The sequence below is a fragment of the Paraburkholderia terricola genome, from assembly GCF_900142195.1.
Taxonomy (GTDB): domain Bacteria; phylum Pseudomonadota; class Gammaproteobacteria; order Burkholderiales; family Burkholderiaceae; genus Paraburkholderia; species Paraburkholderia terricola.
The window spans coordinates 76,387-101,072 of sequence record NZ_FRAB01000013.1 but is presented as its reverse complement, the minus strand read 5'-3'; the positions used below and the strand labels follow the sequence as shown (position 1 = coordinate 101,072).

The window sequence follows — 24,686 nt, the reverse complement described above, 5'->3', positions numbered from 1 at the left end:
GTAAAACGCCAGCCCGGCTACAGCCCAACTGACCTAGCCGGGTTGTTTTCCCGCCGCCTCCTCAAACCGCCGATTAGCCTCGGCCACCTCCACCCTGAACCGCTGCAACGCACTAACCGCCAGGTCAGGCGGCGTAAGCGCGGCCCACAGAACATCGATCAACTGATCCGCGGTCGCGTCGATATCGATACGGCGTTTCGCCAGCGTGGCATCCCACAGCACGTGTTCCATCGGCCCGAACACCATCGAACGCAATAGCCGCAACGGCATATCCGTGCGAATCTGTCCGCTCTCCTGGCCTTGCGCCAGCACGCGCATCAACGGCGCGGTATAGCGGCGTTGCAGGTCCGTCAGCGCCTCGCTCAGTTCGTGATGCCGCGCGCGTCCTTCCGACAGCACCAGCGCGCACAGGTCGGTGCCGTTCACCAGCATCAAGCGCAAATGCGTGCGCACGATGAACGCAAACTGTTGCCGCACAGTGCCGTCGCGCGGCAAGCCCGACTCGATCGCCCCGATGATCTCGTCGTACCAATCGCCGATCACGCGCGCGCATAGCTCGCGCTTGCCGCGGAAATAGCTGAACACCGTCGCCTCGGAGATGCCGAGGCGCTGCGCGATCTCCGCCGTCGTCGCGCGCTCGTAGCCTTTCTCGGCGAACACGTCGCGGCCCGCCTGAAGAATCTCCTTCACGCGCTGCTGCGACTTGCGCCCGGCCGGCTGGCGGCGCGAGGCGGGTAACTCGGCCTTCAGGGCAACCGTCATATGAGTCAAGTTCAGATTGATGAGGCGGCAAGCCCCGATAACCGCGATCCTATCACGTCGAACACGAGCGAAAACCGCCAAAATCACTTTCTGAGTGACGCTCAAAAATACCTATTGACGCTTACGTAAATCTGGCGTGAAATGCGCCTTGAACGTTTCGCGCCTCGTGCGTGGCGAGCCGGCGGGCCGCAAGGCCATCGCCCTCCGCCGGGCCGCACTCGTACCCGCCGGCGCCCATCGTGGCAGGCCGGCCGCCAACGAACTCTGGAGACAACGCAATGAGCAACCTGCCCGGTCTGCAATTCCCGCTCGGCGAGGAAATCGAAATGCTGCGCGACAGCATCGCGGGATTCGCTGCCAAGGAAATCGCCCCACGCGCGGCGGAAATCGATCGCACCGATCAATTCCCCATGGACCTGTGGCGCAAGTTCGGCGATCTGGGCGTGCTCGGCATGACGGTCGCCGAGGAGTACGGCGGCGCGAACATGGGCTACACCGCGCACATGATCGCGATGGAAGAGATCTCGCGCGCGTCGGCATCGGTCGGTCTCTCTTACGGCGCGCATTCGAATCTGTGCGTCAACCAGATTCATCGCAACGGCACGGAAGCACAAAAACAAAAGTATCTGCCCAAGCTGGTTTCCGGCGAACACATCGGCGCACTCGCGATGAGCGAGCCGAACGCGGGCTCCGACGTGGTCAGCATGAAACTGCGCGCGGACAAAAAGGGCGATCACTACGTGCTCAACGGCACGAAGATGTGGATCACCAACGGCCCCGATTGCGACACGCTGGTTGTCTATGCCAAGACGGATCTCGAAGCGAATTCGCGCGGCATTACCGCGTTTATCGTCGAGAAAGGCATGAAGGGTTTCTCGGTGGCGCAAAAGCTCGACAAGCTCGGCATGCGCGGCTCGCATACCGGCGAACTGGTGTTCGAGAACGTCGAGGTGCCGGAGGAAAACATCCTCGGTCAGTTGAACGGCGGCGCGAAGGTGCTGATGAGCGGCCTCGATTACGAGCGCGCGGTACTCGCGGGCGGCCCCACCGGCATCATGGTCGCGGTCATGGACGCGGTCGTGCCGTATATCCATGACCGCAAGCAGTTCGGTCAGCCGATCGGTGAATTCCAGCTTATTCAAGGCAAGGTCGCCGATATGTACACCACGCTGCAAGCTTGCCGCGCGTATCTGTACGCGGTGGGCCGGCAACTCGACACGCTCGGCAAGGAGCACGTTCGCCAGGTGCGCAAAGACTGCGCCGGCGTCATTCTCTACACCGCCGAAAAGGCTACGTGGATGGCCGGCGAAGCGATCCAGATTCTCGGCGGCAACGGCTACATCAACGAATATCCGGTCGGCCGTTTGTGGCGCGATGCGAAGCTCTATGAAATCGGCGCGGGCACGAGCGAAATCCGCCGCATGCTGATCGGCCGCGAACTGTTCGCCGAAACGGCTTGATCCAAAGTACCGCGCCGCTCATTGAGCGCGCGCCTGAAAAAAGCGGCGATAGCAACCACCTCGCATGGGGAGAAGCCACGCAATGCCGATCATCGAATCAAAGCTGAATCCGCGCTCGGACGACTTTCGCGCCAACGCGGCGGCGCTCGAAGCGCTGGTCGCCGACCTTCGCGCGAAGATCGAGGCGCTCGCGCTGGGCGGCGGGCAAGCCGCGCGCGACAAACACACGGGCCGCGGCAAACTGCTGCCGCGCGAGCGCATCGAAAAACTGCTCGATCCGGGCACGCCGTTTCTGGAGTTCTCGCAACTCGCGGCCTATGGCATGTATAACGACGACGCACCGGGCGCGGGCGTCATCACCGGCATCGGCCGGATCGCGGGGCAGGAGTGCGTGATCGTTTGCAACGACGCGACGGTCAAGGGCGGCACGTACTATCCGGTCACCGTGAAAAAGCATGTGCGCGCGCAGGAAATCGCCGCGGAAAACCGCTTGCCGTGCGTGTATCTCGTCGACTCGGGCGGCGCGAACCTGCCGAATCAGGACGAGGTATTCCCCGATCGCGATCACTTCGGCCGCATCTTCTACAACCAGGCGAATCTGTCGGCGGCGGACATTCCGCAGATCGCCGTCGTGATGGGCTCGTGCACGGCGGGCGGCGCCTACGTGCCGGCCATGAGCGACGAGTCGATCATCGTCAAGAATCAGGGGACGATTTTTCTCGGCGGCCCGCCGCTCGTGAAAGCGGCAACCGGCGAAGTGGTGAGCGCGGAAGATCTGGGCGGCGGCGACGTGCATACGCGCCTTTCCGGCGTGGTGGATCACCTCGCGCAAAACGACGCGCATGCGCTGGCGATCGCGCGCAGCATCGTCGGCAATCTGAATCGCTCGAAGCAGGTGCCGCTCGCGTTGCAGGAGCCGAAGCCGCCGCGCTACGACGTGAAGAGCATGTACGGCGTGATTCCGGTGGATACGCGCAAGCCCTTCGATATCCGCGAGGTGATCGCGCGCATCGTCGACGATTCCGCGTTCGACGAATTCAAGGCGCGTTACGGCGCCACGCTCGTCACGGGCTTCGCGCATATCTGGGGGCATCCGGTCGGCATCATCGCGAACAACGGCATTCTGTTTTCGGAGTCGGCGCTCAAGGGCACGCACTTCATCGAACTGTGCTGCCAGCGCAAGATTCCGCTGGTGTTCCTGCAGAACATCACGGGCTTCATGGTGGGCCGCAAATACGAAAACGAAGGCATCGCGCGCAACGGCGCGAAGATGGTGACGGCGGTGGCAACCGCGAAGGTGCCGAAGTTCACCGTAATCATCGGCGGCTCGTTCGGTGCGGGCAATTACGGCATGTGCGGCCGTGCCTATTCGCCGCGCTTTCTGTGGATGTGGCCGAACGCGCGCATTTCGGTGATGGGCGGCGAACAGGCGGCGTCGGTGCTGGCCACGGTCAAGCGCGACGGGATCGAAGGCAAGGGCGGCGCGTGGAGCGCCGAAGAGGAAGAAGCGTTCAAGCAGCCGATCCGCGAGCAATACGAACATCAGGGTCATCCGTACTACGCGAGCGCGCGCCTGTGGGACGACGGCGTGATCGATCCGGCGCAAACGCGCGACGTGCTCGGTCTCGGCTTGTCGGCCGCGATGAACGCGCCGATCGAAGACACGCGCTTCGGCGTGTTCAGAATGTAATAGCGCGGCACGCGCGGGAGCGGCAACGATGCAATACGAAACGCTGAACCTCGGGATCGACGGCCGGGTCGCCACGGTCACGCTGAATCGCCCGGACGTGCGCAACGCGTTCAACGAAACGATGATCGCGGATCTGACCTCGGCCTTCACCGCGCTGAACGATCGCGACGACGTGCGCGCGGTCGTGCTCGCCGCGAACGGCAAGGCGTTCTGCGCGGGCGCGGACCTGAACTGGATGAAGAAGATGGCCGGCTACTCGGACGACGAGAACCGCGCCGATGCGATGCGGCTCGCGCACATGCTGTCGTCCATCTATCGCTGCAACAAGCCGGTGATCGCGCGCGTGAACGGCGACGCCTACGCGGGCGGCATGGGGCTGATCGCGGCGTGCGATATCGTCGTGGCGGTGGACAGTGCGCGCTTTTGCTTGTCCGAGGCGCGGCTGGGTCTGATTCCGGCGACCATCGCGCCTTATGTGATCCGCGCGTTGGGCGAGCAGGCGTCGCGCCGCTACTTCACGACGGCCGAGCAGTTCGATTGCGCGACGGCGTGGCGTCTGGGTCTCGTCAGCGAAGCGGTGAGCGCGGAGCAACTCGACGCAACCATCCAGCAAATCGCGGCAACGCTCTGCGCGAACGGCCCGCAAGCGGTGCGAGCCTGCAAGCAGCTCGTGCAGGACATTGCCGGGCAGGAGTTGAACGAGGCGATGATCGAGGACACGGCGACGCGCATCGCCCGCATTCGCGCCGGCGCGGAGGGCCGCGAAGGTGTGGCGTCGTTCCTCGAAAAACGCTCGCCCGCCTGGCGTGACTGAATGCGCAACCGGAGCGCAACGCACCCAGGCGCAAACGCAGGCGCTCAGCACGACAACAGCCCCGAACCCGACACTTCATCGAGACACTTCATGTTCAACAAGATCCTGATTGCCAACCGCGGCGAGATTGCGTGCCGCGTCGCCGCGACCTGCAAGCGGCTCGGCATCGCGAGCGTGGCCGTGTATTCCGATGCCGACGCCGACGCCAAACACGTGGCCGCGTGCGACGAGGCGGTGCACATCGGCGGCGCGACGGCGGCGGAGAGCTATCTGCGCATCGAGCGCATCATCGAGGCCGCGCGCGCAACCGGTGCGCAAGCGGTGCATCCGGGCTACGGCTTCCTCTCAGAGAACGAAGACTTCGCCTATGCATGCGAAAAAGCCGGCATCGTCTTCATCGGCCCGCCGGTCGAGGCCATCGCCGCGATGGGTTCGAAGGCGGCGGCGAAGGCGCTGATGCACGCAGCCGCGGTGCCGCTCGTGCCCGGTTATCACGGCGACGATCAGGACGCGCAGTTGCTGCATCGCGAGGCGGATGCGATCGGTTATCCGGTGCTGCTGAAGGCGAGCGCGGGCGGTGGCGGCAAGGGCATGCGCGTGGTCGAGCGCAGCGAGGAGTTCGCCGCCGCGCTGGCCTCGTGCAAGCGCGAGGCGGCGAGCAGCTTCGGCAACGATCGCGTGCTGATCGAAAAGTATCTGACGCGGCCGCGTCACGTGGAAGTGCAAGTGTTCGCCGATCGCCACGGCGGCGCGGTGTATCTGTTCGACCGCGACTGTTCGGTGCAGCGGCGTCACCAGAAGGTGCTGGAAGAAGCGCCCGCGCCCGGCTTGCCCGCTGAAACGAGGCGCGCAATGGGCGAGGCGGCGGTGGCTGCGGCGCGCGCGGTGAATTACGTCGGCGCGGGCACGGTCGAGTTCATCATGACCGGCACGGGCGATTTCTACTTCATGGAAATGAACACGCGCCTACAGGTCGAGCATCCGGTCACGGAGATGGTGACGGGGCAAGATCTCGTGGAATGGCAACTGCGCGTTGCCGCCGGCGAAGCGCTGCCGCTCACGCAGCGGCAGTTGACAATCGACGGTCATGCAATCGAGGCGCGCATCTACGCCGAGCATCCGGCGCGCGGCTTCTTGCCGTCGACGGGTACGCTCAAGCATCTGCGCATGCCCGAGGCCGTGGAATTCACGCTGGGCGAAGCGGACCGCAAGGCGCCGGTGCGCATCGACAGCGGCGTGCGCGAAGGCGACACCATCACGCCGTTCTACGATCCGATGATCGCCAAGCTGATCGTCCACGGCGCCACGCGCGAGGACGCGCTCGCGCGTCTGAATCGCGCGCTGCGTGCATGCGAGGTGGTCGGTCCGCATACCAACGTCGAGTTCCTGCAACGCATCGTCACGAGCGAGCCGTTTGCAACCGGCGACCTCGACACGGGTTTGATCGAGCGTCATCACGATGCGTTGTTCGCGCCGGTGCGGAAGCCGTTCAAGGAGGCGCTCGCGCTCGCCTGCGCCGCCTTGCTCACGCGCGAGGGCGGCACCGCGCACGGCGCGTCGCCGTGGGACGCGTTATCGCATTGGCGCCTGAACGGCGGCTATACGCAAACGCTCGGCTGGCGCGATGTCGATAACGAAAGCGCATTCACCGTCACTTTCGCGCGCAACGGCGGCACGCAAACGCTCGAACACGACGGCGTGCGCGAAGACTTCACATGGTCGAGCGGCGCGGGCCGGCACGAGTTCCGCGCGACCCTCGGCGATGCGCGCGTGACGGGCCGCGTGTTCATCGACGGCGATACGTTCCATGTGTTCTGCCTCGGCGAAGCCCTGGCATTCGAGTGGCAGAATCTGCTCGCGCATGCCGCGGACGCCGAAGGCCACGAAGGCCGTTTGACCGCGCCGATGCCGGGCAAGGTGATCGCGGTGCTGGTGGAACCGGGCACGGTGGTGGAGAAGGGCACGCCGCTGATCGTGATGGAGGCGATGAAAATGGAGCACACGATCGGCGCGCCGGCGGCGGGTACGGTGTCGGAAGTGTTGTATGCGGTCGGCGACCAGGTAGCCGACGGCGCGCAGCTTCTGGTTCTCGACATGCAATGACTTCGTGGAGCGGATCAGGCGAGGCGCGTATAGCCGACGGCGCGCGCTTCGTTTTCCAGTTGCTCGATCCGTTCGTAATCCGTGAGCGGTAGCGCGGAAAAGCCCTGCAAACGCAGACGTTTCGCGCGCTCGGGCTGCGTGGTGAGCGCTTCGTTCAGCGCCTCGCGCAATGCTTCGATGGTGGCTTGCGGCACGGTATCCGCTGCGATCAGCGGCAAACCCGGCGCTGCCGCCGTCATGCCGATCCGGCGAACCTGGCGGGCAAGCTCCGGCATTTCATCGCAGACGAAAGCGAACGTCACGCAGTCGATCGCGGCGACGTCCGCGCGATGCTCGGCCACCGCCCGCAACGAACCGAGGTGCGAACCGGTGCGTATCACCGCGCTGAAAAACGCGCCGTCGCGCGCAAGCGGCGCCACCGCGTGGCGAAACACGTTCATGCCGCTATTAGAATCGTCCTGATTGTAGGCGGCGCGCGCACCGCGGCAATTCGCGAGCGTGTCGAATTGGGCGTCCGCTCGCGTTACCAGCACGCTCGAATAATGCGCGCCCTCGCAGCCGGGTGCGTCGAAACGCGGTGTCGCGATCAATTGCACCTGCTCACGCAAGCCGTGCATCAGCGGATAGCCGCAGGTCTGCGAGATCAGCAGGTTGGGACGCCGCCAGAAGCCGTGCAACTCCTCGTCCGGCTCGACGATGCGGCACGCCGGCTTGACCATGCGCAGCACGTCGGCGAGCCACGCGCGCCATTCGGCGGCGAGAGCGGGCGTGACGTCGTACATCGGCAGGGCGGCAATCCAGGTCATGGGCGCGATTCTGACACGGCTAATGTCTAATCATTCGGAATTCGTCGAGGCCGAGCCGCACCGGCTCCGTTGGCTTGAACGTCCATTTGCGCGCCGCGACCGTCAGGATTTCCCCTTGCGCGTGTTCGAATGCGACGAGCAGGTCTTTCCTTCGACTGCTCGCAGCCCCGCAAAAAGCCATCAGTGCCTCCGCGCTGATCTCGAAGACTTGCGCGCGATCGTCGCGGCACACCCGGAATGCGACGGTTGCGCGTTCGGTGACACAAGGCCTGAATCCTTCATCGACATAGACCGACATAGCGTTCTCCCGCTGCACGCCTGGATGGTCAGGATAACAAGCCGTCAGTTTTTCGGTATGTTGGAAAACCGGCATTCACGGTGAAATGGTTAAGTCCCTCACAGCGACGAATAGAAAGCGGCAGGTGTTTTTATCCCGCAAGCTTGGTAATCGCCTTTGTCTTCTCCCCGATATTCGACCGTGCCCTGTGGAGAAGCGCTGCCTAAACCCGCTTCGGCCATTGCGAGTTTGCGCAAGCTCATCACAGGGAGGGAGTAGACGATCGGAACTGCGGCGCATACGCGACCTCCGACCAGCGAAACGGCAACGCCTCGCGACTGCGCCGCACCTCGGTAATGCGAAAGCGGACGAGGCGTTGCGCGAGCGGAAAATCGGCCAGTTCCGAACCGTCCCAGACGATCTCCGCGCGCGCCGCGACGTACAGCAAATCGCCGCTCGCGAAGTCGATGAACAGCAAGCCGGCGCGCGGGTCGTGACTCAGATTGCCCAGCGTATTGAAGAAGCGATTGCCGCTGAAGTCGGGCGTGGTGAGCGTGACGGCGTCGTCGACGCGCACGAAACCCGGCATGCCGCCGCGATGCGAAACGTCGACGCCGCGCGCCGGGCCCGCTTCTTCGGCCACGTTCGCGCTGGCGATAAAAAAGGTGTCCGCGTTAGCCAGCAGCGCGCGGTCCGCATCGCTCAGTTGCGTCGCAATCTGCGCGGCAGTGTCCGCGCCCGTTGCGCCGCGCGCGACGAAGGTCGGCGCGCGGCTCTGAATGTACTTTGCGCAATTGCCGAAGCTCTGCATGACTTCGAGCATGACCGTATCGCCCGTCACCGAGGTCACGATGCCGTTGACGCGGTTACGTCGCCGCGTCTGCGGCTGCAGAGCGAGGCCGCCGATCATCGTGCCGGCTTGCCAGCGCCCGGCGAGCGGATCGCCGGATAGCACCCCGCCCTCGATTCTCAGCGTGCGCGCATCGGGCGACGACACGAAGCCCGGCGCCGCCGCGCGCACCGTCGCCCAGGGCTGGCCGTCGGCATCGAGACCGCCGAACACCATGAAGGGCTGCGCCGAAAAGAACTGCCGGTGCTGGTCCGGCATGTAGCGGCGGATGCCGCGACGGCCGAGCGCTTGCGCCTCCGTTGCGACGCCGGCGCGGCGTTGCACCGCCAGTTCGCCGGAATGGAAAGGCGGATCGACGAGATCCAGCCCTGGCTGTGCATGGGAAGAAACGTCGGACATATTGGACTCCGGTGGTGGTCACGCCTGCGGTTTTTTCGCTCAGCCGGCGAGCAGGCCGGCTTTCGTCGCCGGCATCGCGATGAAGCGCGGCAGCGCTTCGATACGGGAAAGCCAGCCGCGTAGGTTCGGATACGGTTCGAGCGATATGCCGCCTTCAGGCGCATGCGCGATGTAGGTGTAGGCGGCGATGTCCGCGATGGTCACGTTGTCTCCCGCCGCGAAGCGTTTGCCGGCCAGTTCCGCGTCGAGCACGTCGAACAGCTTGACGGCGATCTTCTGCGCGGTTTCCAGATCGAGCGGCGCGCCGAATACCGTGACGAGCCGGGCCGCGCACGGTCCATACGCGATCTGTCCGGCTGCCAGCGAGAGCCATCGTTGCACCGCCGCGGCGCCGAGGGCGTCATCGGGCAGCCATGACGGGTCGCCATAGCGTCTCGCCAGGTACACGAGAATGGCGTTCGAATCGAACAACACGGTGTCGCCGTCCTCGATCGTCGGCACCTGGCCGAACGGGTTCAGTTGCAGATACTCAGGACGGCGGTTGTCGCCCGCGCGCATGTTCAGTTCGATCGTTTCGAAAGGCAGATCGAGCAGTGCGAGGAACAGTTTGACGCGGTGCCCGTGCCCGGAGCGCGGCGTGGTGTGAAGGCGGATCGGCTGGACGGGTCTGTCGGCAGGCATTGCAATGCTCCTTGATCGGAAGGGCCGATGGCGTTCGGCGGGAATGAGGCAAGCTTAGCCGCATGCGGCGTCGGGCAGAAGACTGCTAAGCTGGGAAACATAATCAATCGAAGATGGACAATCGGCGACATGGCGGATCTAAGAGATGTCAATCTGAACCGGCTGGCGGTTTTCGTCGCGGTGGTCGAGGCGGGTTCCTTGACCGCGGCCGCGGCGCGTCTCGGGCTCACGAAGACGATGGTCAGCACGCATATACAGCGGCTCGAACGCGAGATCGGCGCGGGCCTGCTGATCCGCACGACGAGGCGGCTCAGCGTGACCGAGAGCGGGCGCGCGTTCTACGATGCGAGCTGCAAGATCCTGCAGGCGGCGGAGGAAGCGCTGTCGGCCGTGTCGGGCGAATCGGCGCCGCTGCGCGGCACCTTGCGCGTGAGCGCGCCGATCGATTACGGGTCATTGGTGGTGACGCCCGCGCTGGTCGAGATGCGCGCGGCGTATCCGCAACTCGACATCGAACTCGTGTGCAGCGACCATTACGTCGATCTGATCGCGGAGGGCATCGACGTCGCCATCCGTCTGGGGCAATTGGCGGATTCGGGCTACCGGGCGGTGAAGATCGGCGGGTTCGTCAAATGGGTCGTCGCCAGTCCCGCCTTCATCGAGAAATGGGGCAAGCCGAAAACGCCGGCCGCGCTCGCGGCCTTGCCTCACGTCGCACTTTCCGTGCTGCCGCATCCGTTGACACTCGATTTGCAGCGCGCGAACGGCGCGAGGCAAAGCGTGCGTTGCGAGAACGCGCTGCTGGTGAATACGGCCGATGCCGCGCGCGCGGCGACGCTCGCGGGCGGCGGCTTTGGCTTGCTGACCGACTTTTCCATCACGGCGGATGTGGCGGCGGGCGGGCTGGTTCGTCTGCTGCCTGCGTGGGTCGGCAGGCCGAAGGGCATCCATGCGGTGTTTCCGCCCACCCGTTACCCGACGGCCAAGGTCCGCGCGTTGATCGAGGTGATCAGGAAGCGGCTGGAGCCGCAGGTGTGAGAGGCGGCGCGCAGAGACAGTGAAGCATCGCGGCTACCTCCTGCACGGTCCCGTCGACTGCCTGAGCTGCAATTCGGCATGCACCTCATGTCCGGCGTGTTCGTGTCGCGGATGCTTGCCGTCGAGCACGTCGAGCAGATGTTGCGCGGTGAGCCGCCCGATCTCGTAGGTATCGACACGCATGGTCGTAAGCGCGGGGCGCAGTTCTTTCGCGATCTCCAGATCGTCGAAGCCGGTCACGGACAATTCATCGGGAATTGCGATGCCCAGGTCCTCCGCTTCGCGCAGCACGCCGATCGCGATGTGATCGTTGCCGCAGATGATCGCGCTCGGGCGTTCGCCGGGCGCTTGCCAGATCGCGCGCAGACAGCGCCGCCCAAAACCGATCGTCGATTCGCCTTCGAGCATGTGCTCCGGCCGCACCGCGAGGCCGTGGCGTTCGAGCGTCGCGCGAATGCCCGCGACGCGCGCCTGCACGCGATCGTTGTCGCGCGTGGGCTGAATGCAGACCGCGAACGAGCGGTGCCCGAGGCCGATCAGATGTTCGGCGATCTCCACGTAGGCCGCGTGATTGTCGAAGCCGATGCAGGTGTGCGGGCTGTCCCCGCGATACGCATACGTGACCGCATACGGCACGCGGTAGAGGCGCAACGCATCGAACAGTTCCGGCGGATGCGCCTCGCCCACCACCGCCATCGCCTCCACGCCGCGCGCGAGCATCGCGCGCACCTGCACGAGCGCCTGCGCGGGATCGTAGTTCGAGCAGCCGAGCACGAGCGTGATGCCGCGCGCGGCGAACGCGGCCTGCATGCCGCTCACCTGCGAGGCGAACACCTGATCGTCCAGCGTCGGAATGATGATGCCGGCAATGTGGCTGCGCGTGGACGCAAGCGCGCGGCCCGCCGCGTTCGGGAACCAGTTCAGCGCGAGCGCGGCTTGCTCGACGCGTTCGCGCACGTTCGCCGACACTTTGTCCGGCTCGTTGTAGACCCGCGATACGGTCGCCGTCGATACGCCCGCGAGCTTCGCGACGTCGGACAGCACCGTGCGGCCGGTATTGCGGCGGGCGCGGTTCGTCTGGGTGCGGGCGGTGGTCGGGGAGTCGAGGGAGTCGGGCATCGGATTATCGAAAACGGTGAGTCGGCGCGCGCGCTATCTTACCGCCGCGTGTGCGCGAGCGTGGCCGGGAACGCCGAGTGGTGCTGCGCAACCTCCGCCGGCTAGAGCCCACGAACCTCGCCCTCGTTGAGCGCCGCGATCCGCTGACGGAAATGCTCGGTGCCGGCGACGATTTTGTCGAGCACCGCATCGAGTGCCCAGAAGCGTTCGCGCACGTCGTAGTCGATCACGCGGCAGCGAATCGAATCGAAGGTGCCGATGCGCTGGTGGTACATCTTCGCGAGCGCGGGATAGCCGAGCGATTCGGATACGGCGGCGAGTACGAGAAACGTTGCGAGTTCCTCCGCGAGCGCCGGGTCTCGCGCCGCATCGTTGCGCAGCCAGTTGTACAGATCGGGATGAAAGTTCGTGAAGACGCCGTTGAAACCCGCCGAGCCGGCCTTCATCGCGTCCCATGCGATGGCCGCGTTCGCGTTCAGGATCTTCAGCGGCGAACCCTGCGCGAGCGCGACGCGGCGCTTCACGGTCGCGAGATCGCAGCTCACGTCCTTCAGCATGATGAAGCGGCCGGTGTCGATGCACATCTTCAACTCGTCGTCGGAAAGCAGACGCCGATACGGCGCCGGACATTCGTACAGACCGAGCGGCATATCGGACGGCAGGCGCGCGAGGAGCCGTTCGAGGTTCGCGGCGAACGCGTGGGTTCCCTCGCGATCGGGATCGAGCCGGTTCGTCACGAGCACGACGCCTTGCGCGCCGGTCGACGCGGCGACGCTCAGTTCCTCGGCCTGCGCGTCGGGGTCGTCGCTGATGTGGCCGGACACCACGACAGGCATGCGGCCCGCGACTTTCTCGACGACGAAGCGTCCCAGCGCGCCGCGTTCCGCGAGCGTCAGAAACTGCATCTCGCTCGACTGCGCGACGGCGAACAGCGCGTCCGAGCCGTGCGCGATATACCACTCGATCAGACGTTCGAGCCCGGCGTAGTCGATTGCGCCGGCGTCGTCGAACGGCGTCAGCATCACGGGGACGATGCCTTCGACTGAAGCGGTGGTTTGCTTGGTGTTGGTCATGCTGTTGATCTCCAGTAAAGAATTCGGTTATTCGGCAACGACAGCGGCAACGACAGCGGCAGCGGCAGCGGCAGGCGCGTTCACGCAGGCGCTTGCACGGCTTCGCCGGCAGCGGGCTGGTCCTCGATCGGCTTGCGCACGAACAGCAGATAGCTCATCGCGCCGATAAACGCGATGCCGGCGGCGGTCAGCAGGGCGGGCACGAACGACCAGGTCTGCGCGATGTAGCCGGTCAGGATCGGCGCGAGCGCACCGCCCAGAAAGCCGCCGAAATTCTGGATCGCGCCGAGCGAGCCGACGCGGTTGGGCGGCGCGGCGGCGGTGGCGAGCGCCCAGGAACTCGCGGAGGCCGCGTTCGCGAGGAAGATCACCACCGAGATGCACACGATCGCGATGGTGTTGCTCTGCACGAGCGCCGCCGGAATCGTGAACGCGACCATGCCGAGCATCGCGATCACCACCGCATTGCGGCGGCTCGCGACCGGGCTCGCGCTGCGGCTCGTGATGAGATCGGAAAACCAGCCGGCCGTGAGCGCGCCCAGAAAGCCGCAGAAAAACGGTATGGATGCCGCGACGCCCGTATGCATCAGGCTCATGTGGCGCTCCATCGTCAGATAGCCCGGCAGCCATGTGAGGTACACCCAGTTCAGATACACCGAGCCGAAGAAGCCGATCAGCATGCCCCACGTGGTGCCGTGCGAGAACAACGAGCGCCAGTCGGCGAACGTGAGCGCGGGCGCCGGTTCGAGGTCCGCGTCGTCGCCTTCGAGGTAGTGGCGTTCGGCTTCGGTCATGGTGGCCTTGACCGGGTCGCGATACACCGCGAGCCATACGGCCGCCACGATCAGACCCGCCACGCCCGTCACGATGAAGGCCCAACGCCAGTTCAGATGCACCACGAGGAGCGACAGGCAGAGCGGCGCGAGCGCCGTGCCGAGCGGCGACGCCGAGTTGAAGATGCCGGTCGGCTTGCCGCGCGCGCGCAGCGGAAACCAGTTGCTGACCACGCGTGCCGCCGACGGAAACTGCGGCGCCTCGCCGATGCCGAGCGCGATCCGCGCGAGGATGAACCAGCCGAAGGTCGAGACGAAGCCGCCGGCCGCCTGCGCGAGCGACCAGACGATCAGCCCGATGCCGAGCAGCTTGCGCGGTCCGATCCGGTCGACGAGGCCGCCCACCGGCAACTGGAACAGCGCATAGCTCCACGAGAACGCGGAGAGCAGCAGCCCCATCTGTCCGAGCGAGAGACCGAGGTCGTGCCGGATCAGCGGATTGGCGACCGCGAGCGTGCCACGGTCCAGATAGTTGACGATGCCGCTCACCATCAGCAGCGTGAGCGCCACGATCTGCGCGCGGCGGATTGTCGGCGGCGCCTGCTCGAGGCTCGGGGGTGTGCTCATGACCGTTTGTCTCCGTTTCATGTCTTCGGTTGAAGTAGGGCGGACCGCGCCGATGCGTTGCCGGGCGGGAGAAGTTGCCTGGGTGTCGGGTGCGCGCGCACGGTGGCCAGGCACAAACCGGTAGCGCTTACATTTGGCCGTCGATTGCAGCTTTGTTTTTGCATTAAGTAGGCTACTTCCGAGCAAGTTCACAAATGATAGCGCTTACATTTTTAGTCGCGCCGACGAAGAGATGCAAGCCTTCGCGCATGTTTAGCGGGTAAACACCGGCATACCGGGACGTCCGCGGCCCGATCCGGCATTCCCTCCAAGCCCTGCAAATCCTGGCGAAAACCCCTGGCGAGATCATCATTCCAACGGCAAATCTAGCTGGTATGATGACCTCATGACGGCATAAGTGACGAGCGCGAAAAAGATAAGAACGCATCGTCCGCGACTGGTTTTGCAGTGCACAGACGTACATAAAAGGAGACAGACGATGAAGGCCTCAAAACGCTGGGTCGCGCTCGCCGCTGCCGCGATTACGCTCTTCACCGCGACGGGCGCCGCACACGCGGCCAACCTGATCGCGATCATTACCCCCTCGCACGACAATCCATTTTTCAAGGCCGAAGCGGACACCGCCAACGCGCGCGCCAAGGCGCTCGGCTACGACACGATCGTGCTGGTGCACGACGACGACGCCAACAAGCAGTCCAATCTCATCGACACCGCGATCGCCCGCGGCGCGAAGGCGATCATTCTCGACAACGCCGGTTCAGAGGCGTCGATCGCGGCGGTGCGCAAGGCGAAGGCCGCGGGCATTCCGTCTTTCCTGATCGACCGCGAAATCAACGCGACGGGTATCGCGGTGTCGCAAATCGTGTCGAACAACTACCAGGGCGCGCAGCTCGGCGGCCGCGCGTTCGTCAAGGCGCTCGGCGAGAAGGGCAACTACGTCGAACTCGTCGGACGTGAAGCCGACATCAACGCGGGCATCCGCTCGAAGGGCTATCACGATGTGATCGACCAGTTCCCGAACATGAAGATGGTCGAGCGGCAGTCGGCGAACTGGAGTCAGACCGAGGCGTATCGCGTGATGGAGACCATCTTGCAGAGCCACCCGGATATCAAAGGCGTGATCGCGGGCAACGATACGATGGCGATGGGCGCCTCGGCGGCATTGAAGGCGGCCAAACGCAGCGACGTGATCGTGGTCGGCTTCGACGGCAGCAACGACGTGCGCGACGCGATCATGCGCAACGACATCCGCGCGACGGTGCTGCAACCCGCGGCGCAGGCGGCGACGGAAGCCGTCGAGCAGGCCGACAAATACATGAAGACCGGTTCGACCGGCAAGCCCGAAAAGCAGTTGATCAACTGCTCGCTGATTACCAAGGCGAACGCCGGCAAGCTCGACATGTTCGCGCTGCGCTAAAGCCTGTTGCCGGGGGCGACACGTCCCCCGGTTTTCCTCCGGCGTGGAATGAGGACACCCATGAGAGCTTCTGTATACGCGGCCATTCTGCTGGTCGCGGGCGGTGCGCTGTCCGGCTGCAAACTCGTCAAGCACGATGCCCAGGCGTCGAAGGCGCCGCGCGATGCCTACGCGTCGGCGGGCTACGATCCGAACGCGATGGTGGCCTCCATGTGGAGCACGAAAGTGGTGCCGAGCGTCGAGAAGCGCGCGACCGATATCAAGGTGCTGCTCGACGCGATCAAGGCCGACCCCGACGCGGCCGGCAAAAAATATGGCTACCGGGGCAAGGACGATAGCGCGCCCTGGAATTTCCCGACCAGGGTGCAAGGCACCATCGTGTCGGTCGATACGGATTCGAGTCAGGGCACCGTCGGCGTCGATACGGACGGCGACGGCAAGGCCGACGTGATCGTCGATATCGGCCCGACGGTGCTGGGTACGACGCTGCGCGATTCGCTCGACTTCGTCTCGTTCGCGGATTTTCGCAACCAGATCGAATACGCGCGGTTCGGCACCGCGCTCAATGCCTACGCGGCGGCGCATGTGATGAAGCCGTTGCCGCGCGCCGACCTGAAAGGGCAGCCGATCACGGTCACCGGCGCGTTCTCCTACGACGGCGCGAGCGAGCAGCCGGAAGTGGTGCCGCTCGCCCTCGCGCTCGGGAGCAAGCCATGAGCGCGGCCGCCGTGGACAACGACGTGATCCTTCAGGTCGAGGCGGTGACGAAGGTGTATCCGGGCACGGTCGCATTGAAGGAAGCGAGCTTCAGCGTGCGGCGCGGCGCGGTCAACGTGCTCGTCGGAGAAAACGGCGCGGGCAAGTCGACCATGATGAAGATCATTGCCGGCGCGGAGCAACCCAGCACGGGGCGCTTGCTTCTCGACGGCCAGCCGATCGAACTCGCGAGCAGTTCGGATGCGCTGCGTCACGGCATCGGCATCGTGTTTCAGGAACTCAACCTGTTCCCGAATCTGTCGATCGCGGAGAACGTCTTCATTGCGCACGAAATCACGCGTGCGGGCATCGACATCGACGCCGGCGCGCAGCGCCGCAAAGTGAGCGAACTGCTCGAACGCCTCGAACTCGACGTGAGCCCCGACACGCTGGTCGAGGATCTGCGCATCGGTCAGCAGCAACTCGTCGAAATCGCCAAGGCGCTCGCGCACGACGCGCGCATCCTGATTCTCGACGAGCCGACCTCGGCGTTGAGCGCGGCCGAAGTCGAGGTGCTGTTTCAGGTGATCGCCGATCTGAAATCGCATGGCGTCGCGATTGTTTATATCTCGCACCGGCTCGAAGAGCTGATCCGTATCGGCGACTACATCACCGTGTTGCGCGATGGCCGCATTACCGGTCATCAACCGATGAACGAGGTGGACGTGCCGTGGATCGTGCGGCAGATGGTCGGCCGCGAGACGAAGGATTTTTCGCGCCCCATCGGACATGAACGCGGCGCCGAAGTGCTGCGCGTGCATGACGTATCGCTGCCGCGCAAGGGAGCCGGCCTGCTCGTGGATCACGTCTCGCTGTCGCTGCACACGGGCGAGATTGTCGGCATTTACGGGCTGATGGGCGCCGGGCGCTCCGAACTCTTCGAATGCATTCTCGGCTGTCATCCGCATGCAACGGGCGATGTCGTGCTCGCCGGCAAGCCGCTGAACGGCAAGCCGATAGCCAGGCGCGTGGCACAAGGTCTCGCGCTGATTCCCGAGGACCGCAAGGCCGATGCGTTGCTGCCGATCCTGTCGATCGGCAGCAACATGACACTGTCGAGCCTCGCCGATTTCGCGCGGGGTTTTCACATCGAGCGGCAGCGCGAGCACAACGCCGTCACGCGTTTCATCCGCGATCTGGCGATCAAGGTGGCCGACTGGCATCTGCCGGTCAGTTCGCTCTCCGGCGGCAATCAGCAAAAGGTCGTCATCGCACGCGCGTTGATGACGGCGCCCAAGGTCTTGCTGATGGACGAGCCGAGCCGCGGCATCGACGTGGGTGCGAAGGCGGACATCTTCAAGGTGATGCGCGATCTCGCCGTGAAGGGGCTCGGCATTCTGTTCGTCACGTCCGACCTGGAAGAAGTGATGGCGCTGTCCGATCGCATTCTGGTGATGTCGAACGGGCGCATCACGGCCGAATTCGATGCAAGCGAAGCCACGCAGGATGCGCTCGTCGCGGCATCGGCGATTGGACACCGCGTCGACGCGCATGCAAGCGGACAACTGGCCGCTGCATGACGCGAATTGTGACGCAGATGATGCAAACCAGACACGCAGGCCCGACCGAACGACTGGAGACCTTTTTCATGACCGTAGCGATCAAAAGCGCCGCGCCCGGCGCGACCCTCGGTGAAGCGCCGCTTTTACTGCTGCTCAAGCTGCGCACGTTCATCGCGCTCTTTGCCGTCGTCATTTTCTTTTCGTTCGCGGCGCACAACTTTCTGAGCATCGAGAATCTGCTGATCATGTCGCGTCACGTAGCGCTGAACGCGTTTCTCGCGATCGGCATGACCTTCGTCATCGTGGCGGGCGGCATCGATCTGTCGGTCGGCTCGATCGTCGGCCTGTCGGGAATGATCGCGGGCGGGCTGATTCTCAACGGCATTCCGCTCGGCAGCAGCTACACGCTCTATCTGAGCGTGCCCGAGGTGATCGGCGTCGTGCTGTTGTCGGGCGTCGCGGTCGGTGCGGTGAACGGCTTGCTGATCACGCGGCTGAACGTTGCGCCGTTCATCGCCACGCTCGGCACGCTGTATATCGCGCGCGGCGCGGCCTTGTTGTCGTCGGGCGGCGAGACGTTCCCCAACCTGACCGGCAATCCGGATTACGGCACCACCGGCTTTCCGCTTCTCGGCAGTTCATCCCTTCTCGGCATGCCTCTCACGATCTGGCTGCTCGTCGTGGTCGGCGCATTCGCGGCCTATCTCGCGGCACGCACGCCGCTCGGGCGGCAGATCTACGCGATCGGCAGCAACGAGCGCGCGGCCCAACTCTCCGGCGTGCGCGTGAATCGCGTGAAGATGTTCGTCTATATGTTCTCGGGTTTTTGCGCGGCGATTGTCGGGCTGATCATTTCGTCGGAACTGGTCGCGTCGCATCCGTTGAGCGGCGAGACGTTCGAGCTCAACGCGATCGCCGCGGCCGTGCTGGGCGGCACGTCGATGTCGGGCGGGCGCGGCAGGATCGGCGGCACGATCATCGGCGCGTTCGTGATCGGCATTCTGTCGGACGGGCTCGTGATGATGGGCGTCAGCTCGTTCTGGCAGACCGTCATCAAGGGGGTGGTGATCGTCGCGGCGGTGGTGGTCGATCAGATCCAGCGGCGGGTGCAGCAGCGCTTCGCGTTGCAGAAGCAGGCGGCGACGGGAGCGTGAGCGATGAATGCAACGGACGCAATGAACAAAACGGCACAGCGCTTCAAAGGGGCGGTGATCGGATGCGGCTTCTTCTCGCGCAATCATCTGCACGCATGGCGGGACATCGACGGCGTGGAGATCGTCGCGCTGTGCGACGCCGATAGCGAGCGGCTGAACACGGCAGGACAAGCGTTCGGCATCGAGCGTCTATACACGGACGCCGCGGCGATGCTCAGCGCCGAGCAACTGGATTTCGTCGACATCGCGACGACTGCGCCGAGTCATCGTTCGCTCGTCGAGTTGGCTGCGCAAGCGGGCGTCGCGGCGATCTGCCAGAAGCCGTTCGCATTGACGCTCGCCGATGCGCGCGCGATGGTCGCCGCATGCGAGCGCGCCGGCGTGCCGCTGATGGTCCACGAAAATTTTCGCTGGCAGCCGGCGATTCAGGCCGTGGGCCGCGCGCTGCGCGACGGTGCGATCGGCGCGCCGTTCTGGGGCCGCGTGTCGTTTCGTTCAGCGTTCGACGTATTCAGCGGGCAACCGTATCTCGCGCGAAACGAACGCTTCATCGTGGAAGACCTGGGCATTCATATTCTCGACATCGCGCGCTTTCTGTTCGGCGATGCAACGCGTCTCACCGCGGCGACCTCGCGCGTGAACCCGGCGATTGCCGGTGAAGACGTCGCGACCATGCTGCTCACACACGAAAGCGGCGTGACGAGCGTGGTGGATTGCAGCTACGCGTCGCGCCAGGCGCGCGAGCTGTTTCCGCAGACCTTGATCGAAGTGGATGGCGCGGACGGCACGCTGCGCCTGTCGGCGGACTACCGGCTGGACATTCACAACCGCGACGGCACGCGCACCGAAACGGTGGCGCCGCCGCCGTTGGCCTGGGCCAGCGCGCCGTGGGAGGCGATTCAGGGCAGCGTGCTGAACATTCAGCGTCACTGGATCGCGTGCCTTAACAACGGAAGCGAACCGCAAACGAGCGGCCGCGACAATCTGAAGACGCTTGCGCTCGTCGAGGCTGCATACCTTTCCGCGCGTGAAGGCCGAACGGTCGCGTTGAATTCGCTCGACGAGGCAGCGCATGCGCTCACGTTCAGTTCCTCCGATGCGGTGCCGCGATGAATAGCCGTGATCGCACGCTTGCGAATATTTACTACGGCACCTCGCAGATCGAGCCAACAGCGCAGACGCTGACGGCCGGCCCGTGGTCGGCGCTTTTCATCGACGGCGCGTTGCGCGAGATTCGCCACGGCGGCACCGAAGTCGTTCGTGCGATTAGCTGGCTCGTGCGCGATCGGGATTGGGGCACTTGCCGGCCGGAGATTCGCGACGTCGAAATCGACTCGCATGCGCGGGGCTTCCGTGTCTCGTACGCCGCGCGCTGTGTCAATCCCGAAGGCCATGTACTGACCTACACGGTCCTGATTGCATGCGACGCCGACGCTGCGTTCGAATGCAGCGCCCGGGCCACCGCGCAAACGGACTTTCTCGCGGCGCGCTGCGGCTTCGTGGTTCTGCATCCGATCGAGGGCATCGCGGGCGCGGCGGCGCGCGTCACGCACGACGACGGCACGATCGAGACATCGTCGTTCCCCGCGTCGATCGATCCGTGGCAACCGTTCAAGCACATCCGCGCGATCGAAAATGCGCTTGCGTCCGGCGCAACGGTGCGCTGCGCTTTCACCGGCGACGTGTTCGAGATGGAGGACCAACGCAACTGGTCGGATGCATCGTTCAAGACCTACTCGCGCCCGCTCGAACTGCCGTGGCCCTATACGATCGAAAAGGGCTCGACGAGCGAGCAGTCGATACGTGTCGAAGTGGACGGTGCGCCGCCCCAATTGAACGCGGTAGCGGCGCTGTCGCCACGCCACGGCGAAATCCTGATCGACTTGCGCGGCATCGACGAGCCGATGCCCAAACTCGGCGTGGCGATAGCGCCCGACGAGATCGACGCGACGCTTGCCAATCTGTCATTGCTGGCCGAACTCGCGCCGCAGCGCCTGACGCTGCACTTCGATCCCGTCGCCGGTCACGGTGCCGCCGAATTCGCGCGGTTCGCGCAACTGCAACGCCGCGCCGCAATCCCCGCGGTGCTCGAATGCGCGCTGCCCGGCGTGGCCGCGCCTGAAGAGGAATTGCAATGGATCGCGGCGCGGATTCAGGAAGCCGGACTCGAGTTGACAGGCATTGTCGTTAGTCCGTCCGTGCACCGGCAGTCGAACCCGCCGGGGAGCATCAGCCCGCCGTGCCCGCCGCTCGACGAGGTTTACCGCGCGGCACGCCGCGCGTTTCCCGGCTTGCGTCTAGGCGGCGGCATGCTGAGCTACTTCACGGAACTCAATCGCAAGCGCCCGCCGCTGGAACGGGTCGATTGGGTCACGCATGCAACCTGTCCCATCGTTCACGCAGCCGACGACCGCAGCGTCATGCAAACGCTCGAAGCGATTCCGCACATCACGCGTTCCTGTCGCGCGCTGATTGGCGCGCAGCCGTATGCGATCGGCCCGGTCTCGATCGGCATGCGGCAGAACCCGTACGGTTCGCGCGTGATGCCGAATCCGCGCGGCGAGCGCGTGGCGATGGCCGGCGACGACCCGCGTCAGCGCGGTCTGTTCGGCGCGGCGTGGCTGGCCGGTTACGCAACGGCGCTCGAAGGCGCGGCGCTCGAATGCCTGACCCTCGGCGCGCTGACGGGGCCGCGCGGCCTGGTGGATGCCGCGTCCGCTCCAGCGCGCTATCCGATGTTTCATGTCGCCGCCGCGATGGCGCGGATGGCCGGAGCGACCCGCTTGCCATGCCGCGCGGCGAGTCCTCGTGAGGTCGCGTGTTTCGGCGCGCGGGATGCGCAGGGACGCATGCGCCTGATCGTCGCCAACCTCACCGCGGATCAACGCACGGTGTGCTTGACGTTCAGCGGCGCCAGCGTGGCGGCTGACATGAGCCTATCCACGCTCGACGAAGCGTCGTTCGACGCGGCGCAAGACGGGCGAATTCCAGTGGACCGTCTGAGCCTCGTGAGCGACAGCGTGTTATCGCTCAAACCCTTCGCCTGCATGCAGATAGCTTCCGGGCCGACACCTTTCGGGCAGCCGATGCCTGCCGCCCGCGACCGATAGGAGATGTGAGATGCAAACCGTAACCGTGGACCCCATCGAACGATCGGCTATCCGCAAGGTGTCGATCCGCCTCGTGCCGTTCGTCGCGCTGATGTTTTTCATCAATTTTCTCGACCGCACGGCAATCTCGTTTGCCGGCCCGAACGGCATGACGAAGGACCTCGCGCTGAGCGCCGCGCAATTCGGTCTCGCGGCCGGCGTGTTCTTCATCGGCTACATCGTGCTGGAGATTCCGAGCAATCTCGCGTTGCACAAGTTCGGCGCGCGTCGTTGGCTCGCTCGCATCATGGTGTCGTGGGGCATCGTCGCGTTGCTGTTCACGTGGGTTAGCAGCATTCCCGGCCTGTACACGCTGCGCTTTCTGCTCGGCGTGACGGAGGCGGGCTTTTTCCCGGGCGCGATTCTGTTCCTCAGCATGTGGGTGCCGTCGCGCTATCGCAGCCATATTCTCGCGCTGTTCTATCTCGCGCAGCCGCTGACCATCGTGATCGGCGCACCCGTGGCCGCGTTGCTGATCGAGGCGCATGGCCTCTTCGGGCTGGCCGGCTGGCGCGTGATGTTCTTCGGCGTCGCGGTGCCCGCAATCGTGGTCGGCGTGGTGGCGTGGTTCTATCTCGCCGACCGGCCCTCACAGGCGCGCTGGCTGACCGCCGCCGAGAAAACCTGGCTCACCGCCGAACTCGAAGCGGAAGAACGGGCCCGCGCCAATGCGTCGACACAGCATTCGATGCATGCGCGAGCCGCATTCAGAAGCGGCCGCGTGTGGATGTTCGCGCTGATGTACTTCGGCCTGATCTATGGACTCTACGCGCTCGCCTTTTTCCTGCCGACGATCATCGGCGGCTTCGAAGGCCAGTTCGGCACGCACTTCAACGTGTTCCAGAAGGGTTTGATCACCGCGATTCCGTATCTGCCCGCCGCGCTCGCGCTGTATCTGTGGAGCCGCAATGCGACGAAGCACGGCGTGCGCGCGTGGCACATCGGCGTGCCCGCACTGATCGGCGCGGCGAGCATTCCCGTCGCGCTGTACATGCAATCGCCGGCCGCGACCGTCGCCGTGATCACCGTCACCGCGTGCGCGATCTTTTCCGCGCTGCCGAATTTCTGGGCGCTGCCCGCGCGTTTTCTCTCGGGCGCGGCCGCTGCGGCCGGTATCGCGCTGATCAACACCATCGGCAATCTGGCCGGCTTCATGGCGCCGTATGTCACGGGCGCCGTCAAGGATGCGACCGGCTCGTATCACGCGCCGATGTTCGTGGTCGGCGTGCTGATGCTGATGAGCGCAGGGCTTGCCTTCGCGTTCTGCAGCAGAGCGCGCCTGCCTAAACCCGGCGACGGCATCGCGCCCGTCACGCTCGAGCCGCAATCGCATTCGAGCTGATCGCCACCAATTTTTCAATGAATCCATGCAAGGAGTTCGCACCATGAAAGAAAAGATCGCACTGTTCGGCGCCGGCGGAAAGATGGGCTTTCGCCTCACCAGCAATCTGCTGAAGTCCGACTACCGCGTCGCGCACGTCGAGGTGAGCGAGGCGGGGCAAAAGCGTCTCAAGGAAGAACTGAACGTCGACTGCGTGTCAACGGATGCCGCGCTCGACGGCGCGCAGGTGGTGATCCTCGCGGTGCCCGACACGCTGATCGGCAAGCTCAGTCACGAGATCGCGCCGAAGCTGCCGGCCGGCACGATGGTGATGACGCTGGACGCCGCCGCGCCGTTCGCCGGCCACCTGCCCAAGCGCGACGACCTCACGTATTTCGTCGCGCATCCGTGTCATCCGCTGATTTTCAACGACGAAGCCGATCCGAAGGCGCGGCGCGATTTCTTCGGCGGCGCATACGCGAAGCAGTCGATCACCAGCGCGCTGATGCAAGGCCCGGAAGAAGCGTTCGACCTCGGTGAAGACGTGGCCAAGGTGATCTACGCGCCGATCCTGCGGTCGTATCGTTTGAGCGTCGACCAGATGGCGCTGCTCGAACCCGGCCTGTCGGAAACGATTTGCGCGACGCTGCTGTACGTGATGCGCGAAGCGATGGACGAGACCGTGAAACGGGGCGTGCCGAAAGAGGCGGCGCGCGATTTTCTGCTCGGGCACATGAACATCCTGAGCGCGGTGATCTTCAACGAAATTCCAGGCGCGTTCTCCGATGCGTGCAACAAGGCGATCGAATTCGGCAAGCCGCGGCTGATGCGCGACGACTGGAAGAACGTGTTCGACCGCGCGGAGATCGCCGAGAGCATTCGCCGGATCACCTGACATGAAAACGTGTGCCTTCT

General features: G+C 64.9%; 21 protein-coding genes. 13 read left to right on the top strand and 8 right to left on the bottom strand.

Going from position 1 to position 24,686, the window contains the following annotated elements; all coding sequences use genetic code 11:
• Positions 1-33: 33 nt before the first annotated feature.
• Positions 34-762 (bottom strand): TetR/AcrR family transcriptional regulator, encoded by a 729-nt coding sequence (locus tag BUE39_RS13840; protein WP_073429227.1) that lies wholly within the window; start codon positions 760-762, stop codon positions 34-36.
• 278 nt (positions 763-1,040) lie between these two features.
• On the opposite strand from BUE39_RS13840, the gene BUE39_RS13835 reads away from it, so the two are divergent.
• The 4 genes from BUE39_RS13835 (at position 1,041) to BUE39_RS13820 (ending at position 6,829) form a co-directional block, all read left to right on the top strand.
• Entirely contained in the window at positions 1,041-2,222 is a 1,182-nt protein-coding gene (locus tag BUE39_RS13835) for an isovaleryl-CoA dehydrogenase (protein WP_073429226.1), read from the top strand.
• An 82-nt stretch (positions 2,223-2,304) separates the two neighbouring features.
• Positions 2,305-3,912, top strand: a complete 1,608-nt coding sequence (locus tag BUE39_RS13830) for a carboxyl transferase domain-containing protein (RefSeq protein ID WP_073429225.1) — start codon at positions 2,305-2,307, stop codon at positions 3,910-3,912.
• A 28-nt stretch (positions 3,913-3,940) separates the two neighbouring features.
• Complete coding sequence (locus BUE39_RS13825) at positions 3,941-4,726, top strand: enoyl-CoA hydratase/isomerase family protein (protein ID WP_073429224.1); 786 nt, start codon at positions 3,941-3,943, stop codon at positions 4,724-4,726.
• Between the two features lie 90 nt (positions 4,727-4,816).
• On the top strand, positions 4,817-6,829 hold the full coding sequence (locus BUE39_RS13820; protein WP_073429223.1) for an acetyl/propionyl/methylcrotonyl-CoA carboxylase subunit alpha: 2,013 nt from the start codon (positions 4,817-4,819) through the stop codon (positions 6,827-6,829).
• A gap of 14 nt (positions 6,830-6,843) precedes the next feature.
• Here the strand turns inward: BUE39_RS13820 and BUE39_RS13815 are convergent, their stop codons facing one another.
• The 4 genes from BUE39_RS13815 to BUE39_RS13800 form a co-directional block, all read right to left on the bottom strand.
• Positions 6,844-7,635 (bottom strand): phosphate/phosphite/phosphonate ABC transporter substrate-binding protein, encoded by a 792-nt coding sequence (locus BUE39_RS13815; protein WP_073429222.1) that lies wholly within the window; start codon positions 7,633-7,635, stop codon positions 6,844-6,846.
• A 19-nt stretch (positions 7,636-7,654) separates the two neighbouring features.
• Positions 7,655-7,933: a DUF1488 family protein gene (locus BUE39_RS13810; protein WP_073429221.1), complete on the bottom strand. Its 279-nt coding sequence runs from the start codon at positions 7,931-7,933 to the stop codon at positions 7,655-7,657.
• A gap of 241 nt (positions 7,934-8,174) precedes the next feature.
• The gene (locus BUE39_RS13805; RefSeq protein WP_073429220.1) at positions 8,175-9,161 is read right to left on the bottom strand and encodes a pyridoxamine 5'-phosphate oxidase family protein; all 987 of its coding nucleotides are present in this window, start codon (positions 9,159-9,161) and stop codon (positions 8,175-8,177) included.
• 39 nt (positions 9,162-9,200) lie between these two features.
• Complete coding sequence (locus tag BUE39_RS13800; protein ID WP_073429219.1) at positions 9,201-9,842, bottom strand: glutathione S-transferase family protein; 642 nt, start codon at positions 9,840-9,842, stop codon at positions 9,201-9,203.
• Positions 9,843-9,971: 129 nt separating this feature from the next.
• Between BUE39_RS13800 and BUE39_RS13795 the strand changes: the two genes are divergently transcribed.
• Positions 9,972-10,880, top strand: coding sequence for a LysR family transcriptional regulator (locus BUE39_RS13795; RefSeq protein ID WP_073429218.1), 909 nt, complete (start codon positions 9,972-9,974; stop codon positions 10,878-10,880).
• 33 nt (positions 10,881-10,913) lie between these two features.
• On the opposite strand, the gene BUE39_RS13790 is transcribed toward BUE39_RS13795, so the two are convergent.
• The 3 genes from BUE39_RS13790 to BUE39_RS13780 all read right to left on the bottom strand — a co-directional run bounded on the left by BUE39_RS13790 (position 10,914) and on the right by BUE39_RS13780 (position 14,472).
• Entirely contained in the window at positions 10,914-11,999 is a 1,086-nt protein-coding gene (locus BUE39_RS13790) for a LacI family DNA-binding transcriptional regulator (protein ID WP_176035793.1), read from the bottom strand.
• 101 nt (positions 12,000-12,100) lie between these two features.
• Positions 12,101-13,072 (bottom strand): dihydrodipicolinate synthase family protein, encoded by a 972-nt coding sequence (locus BUE39_RS13785; RefSeq protein ID WP_073429217.1) that lies wholly within the window; start codon positions 13,070-13,072, stop codon positions 12,101-12,103.
• A gap of 80 nt (positions 13,073-13,152) precedes the next feature.
• Positions 13,153-14,472, bottom strand: coding sequence for an MFS transporter (locus BUE39_RS13780; RefSeq protein WP_073429216.1), 1,320 nt, complete (start codon positions 14,470-14,472; stop codon positions 13,153-13,155).
• Between the two features lie 478 nt (positions 14,473-14,950).
• Here BUE39_RS13780 and BUE39_RS13775 point away from each other — a divergent pair, with 478 nt between their 5' ends.
• The 8 genes from BUE39_RS13775 to BUE39_RS13740 all read left to right on the top strand — a co-directional run bounded on the left by BUE39_RS13775 (position 14,951) and on the right by BUE39_RS13740 (position 24,666).
• Entirely contained in the window at positions 14,951-15,889 is a 939-nt protein-coding gene (locus BUE39_RS13775; protein WP_073429215.1) for a D-ribose ABC transporter substrate-binding protein, read from the top strand.
• Between the two features lie 60 nt (positions 15,890-15,949).
• A complete protein-coding gene (locus tag BUE39_RS13770; RefSeq protein ID WP_073429214.1) occupies positions 15,950-16,606 on the top strand; it encodes a DUF2291 family protein in 657 nt (218 codons plus the stop codon).
• The gene (locus tag BUE39_RS13765; RefSeq protein ID WP_073429213.1) at positions 16,603-18,165 is read left to right on the top strand and encodes a sugar ABC transporter ATP-binding protein; all 1,563 of its coding nucleotides are present in this window, start codon (positions 16,603-16,605) and stop codon (positions 18,163-18,165) included. Before BUE39_RS13770 ends, BUE39_RS13765 begins: the two co-directional genes overlap by 4 nt.
• 68 nt (positions 18,166-18,233) lie before the next feature.
• On the top strand, positions 18,234-19,301 hold the full coding sequence (locus BUE39_RS13760; protein ID WP_073429289.1) for an ABC transporter permease: 1,068 nt from the start codon (positions 18,234-18,236) through the stop codon (positions 19,299-19,301).
• Positions 19,302-19,322: 21 nt separating this feature from the next.
• Positions 19,323-20,414, top strand: coding sequence for a Gfo/Idh/MocA family protein (locus BUE39_RS13755; RefSeq protein WP_073429212.1), 1,092 nt, complete (start codon positions 19,323-19,325; stop codon positions 20,412-20,414).
• Entirely contained in the window at positions 20,411-22,411 is a 2,001-nt protein-coding gene (gene apnL / locus BUE39_RS13750; protein WP_073429211.1) for a D-apionate lactonase, read from the top strand. Before BUE39_RS13755 ends, apnL begins: the two co-directional genes overlap by 4 nt.
• A gap of 10 nt (positions 22,412-22,421) precedes the next feature.
• Positions 22,422-23,792, top strand: coding sequence for an MFS transporter (locus BUE39_RS13745; protein WP_073429210.1), 1,371 nt, complete (start codon positions 22,422-22,424; stop codon positions 23,790-23,792).
• Between the two features lie 43 nt (positions 23,793-23,835).
• Positions 23,836-24,666 carry a phosphogluconate dehydrogenase C-terminal domain-containing protein gene (locus BUE39_RS13740; RefSeq protein ID WP_073429209.1) on the top strand — a complete coding sequence of 277 codons (831 nt, stop codon included), beginning with the start codon at positions 23,836-23,838 and terminating at the stop codon, positions 24,664-24,666.
• Positions 24,667-24,686: the final 20 nt, after the last annotated feature.

Coding starts and splice junctions, on each gene's coding strand:
- BUE39_RS13840 (WP_073429227.1), bottom strand. CDS start 762: ATGACGGTTGCCCTGAAGGCCGAGTTACCCGCCTCGCGCCGCCAGCCG.
- BUE39_RS13835 (WP_073429226.1), top strand. CDS start 1,041: ATGAGCAACCTGCCCGGTCTGCAATTCCCGCTCGGCGAGGAAATCGAA.
- BUE39_RS13830 (WP_073429225.1), top strand. CDS start 2,305: ATGCCGATCATCGAATCAAAGCTGAATCCGCGCTCGGACGACTTTCGC.
- BUE39_RS13825 (WP_073429224.1), top strand. CDS start 3,941: ATGCAATACGAAACGCTGAACCTCGGGATCGACGGCCGGGTCGCCACG.
- BUE39_RS13820 (WP_073429223.1), top strand. CDS start 4,817: ATGTTCAACAAGATCCTGATTGCCAACCGCGGCGAGATTGCGTGCCGC.
- BUE39_RS13815 (WP_073429222.1), bottom strand. CDS start 7,635: ATGACCTGGATTGCCGCCCTGCCGATGTACGACGTCACGCCCGCTCTC.
- BUE39_RS13810 (WP_073429221.1), bottom strand. CDS start 7,933: ATGTCGGTCTATGTCGATGAAGGATTCAGGCCTTGTGTCACCGAACGC.
- BUE39_RS13805 (WP_073429220.1), bottom strand. CDS start 9,161: ATGTCCGACGTTTCTTCCCATGCACAGCCAGGGCTGGATCTCGTCGAT.
- BUE39_RS13800 (WP_073429219.1), bottom strand. CDS start 9,842: ATGCCTGCCGACAGACCCGTCCAGCCGATCCGCCTTCACACCACGCCG.
- BUE39_RS13795 (WP_073429218.1), top strand. CDS start 9,972: ATGGCGGATCTAAGAGATGTCAATCTGAACCGGCTGGCGGTTTTCGTC.
- BUE39_RS13790 (WP_176035793.1), bottom strand. CDS start 11,999: ATGCCCGACTCCCTCGACTCCCCGACCACCGCCCGCACCCAGACGAAC.
- BUE39_RS13785 (WP_073429217.1), bottom strand. CDS start 13,072: ATGACCAACACCAAGCAAACCACCGCTTCAGTCGAAGGCATCGTCCCC.
- BUE39_RS13780 (WP_073429216.1), bottom strand. CDS start 14,472: ATGAGCACACCCCCGAGCCTCGAGCAGGCGCCGCCGACAATCCGCCGC.
- BUE39_RS13775 (WP_073429215.1), top strand. CDS start 14,951: ATGAAGGCCTCAAAACGCTGGGTCGCGCTCGCCGCTGCCGCGATTACG.
- BUE39_RS13770 (WP_073429214.1), top strand. CDS start 15,950: ATGAGAGCTTCTGTATACGCGGCCATTCTGCTGGTCGCGGGCGGTGCG.
- BUE39_RS13765 (WP_073429213.1), top strand. CDS start 16,603: ATGAGCGCGGCCGCCGTGGACAACGACGTGATCCTTCAGGTCGAGGCG.
- BUE39_RS13760 (WP_073429289.1), top strand. CDS start 18,234: ATGACCGTAGCGATCAAAAGCGCCGCGCCCGGCGCGACCCTCGGTGAA.
- BUE39_RS13755 (WP_073429212.1), top strand. CDS start 19,323: ATGAACAAAACGGCACAGCGCTTCAAAGGGGCGGTGATCGGATGCGGC.
- apnL (WP_073429211.1), top strand. CDS start 20,411: ATGAATAGCCGTGATCGCACGCTTGCGAATATTTACTACGGCACCTCG.
- BUE39_RS13745 (WP_073429210.1), top strand. CDS start 22,422: ATGCAAACCGTAACCGTGGACCCCATCGAACGATCGGCTATCCGCAAG.
- BUE39_RS13740 (WP_073429209.1), top strand. CDS start 23,836: ATGAAAGAAAAGATCGCACTGTTCGGCGCCGGCGGAAAGATGGGCTTT.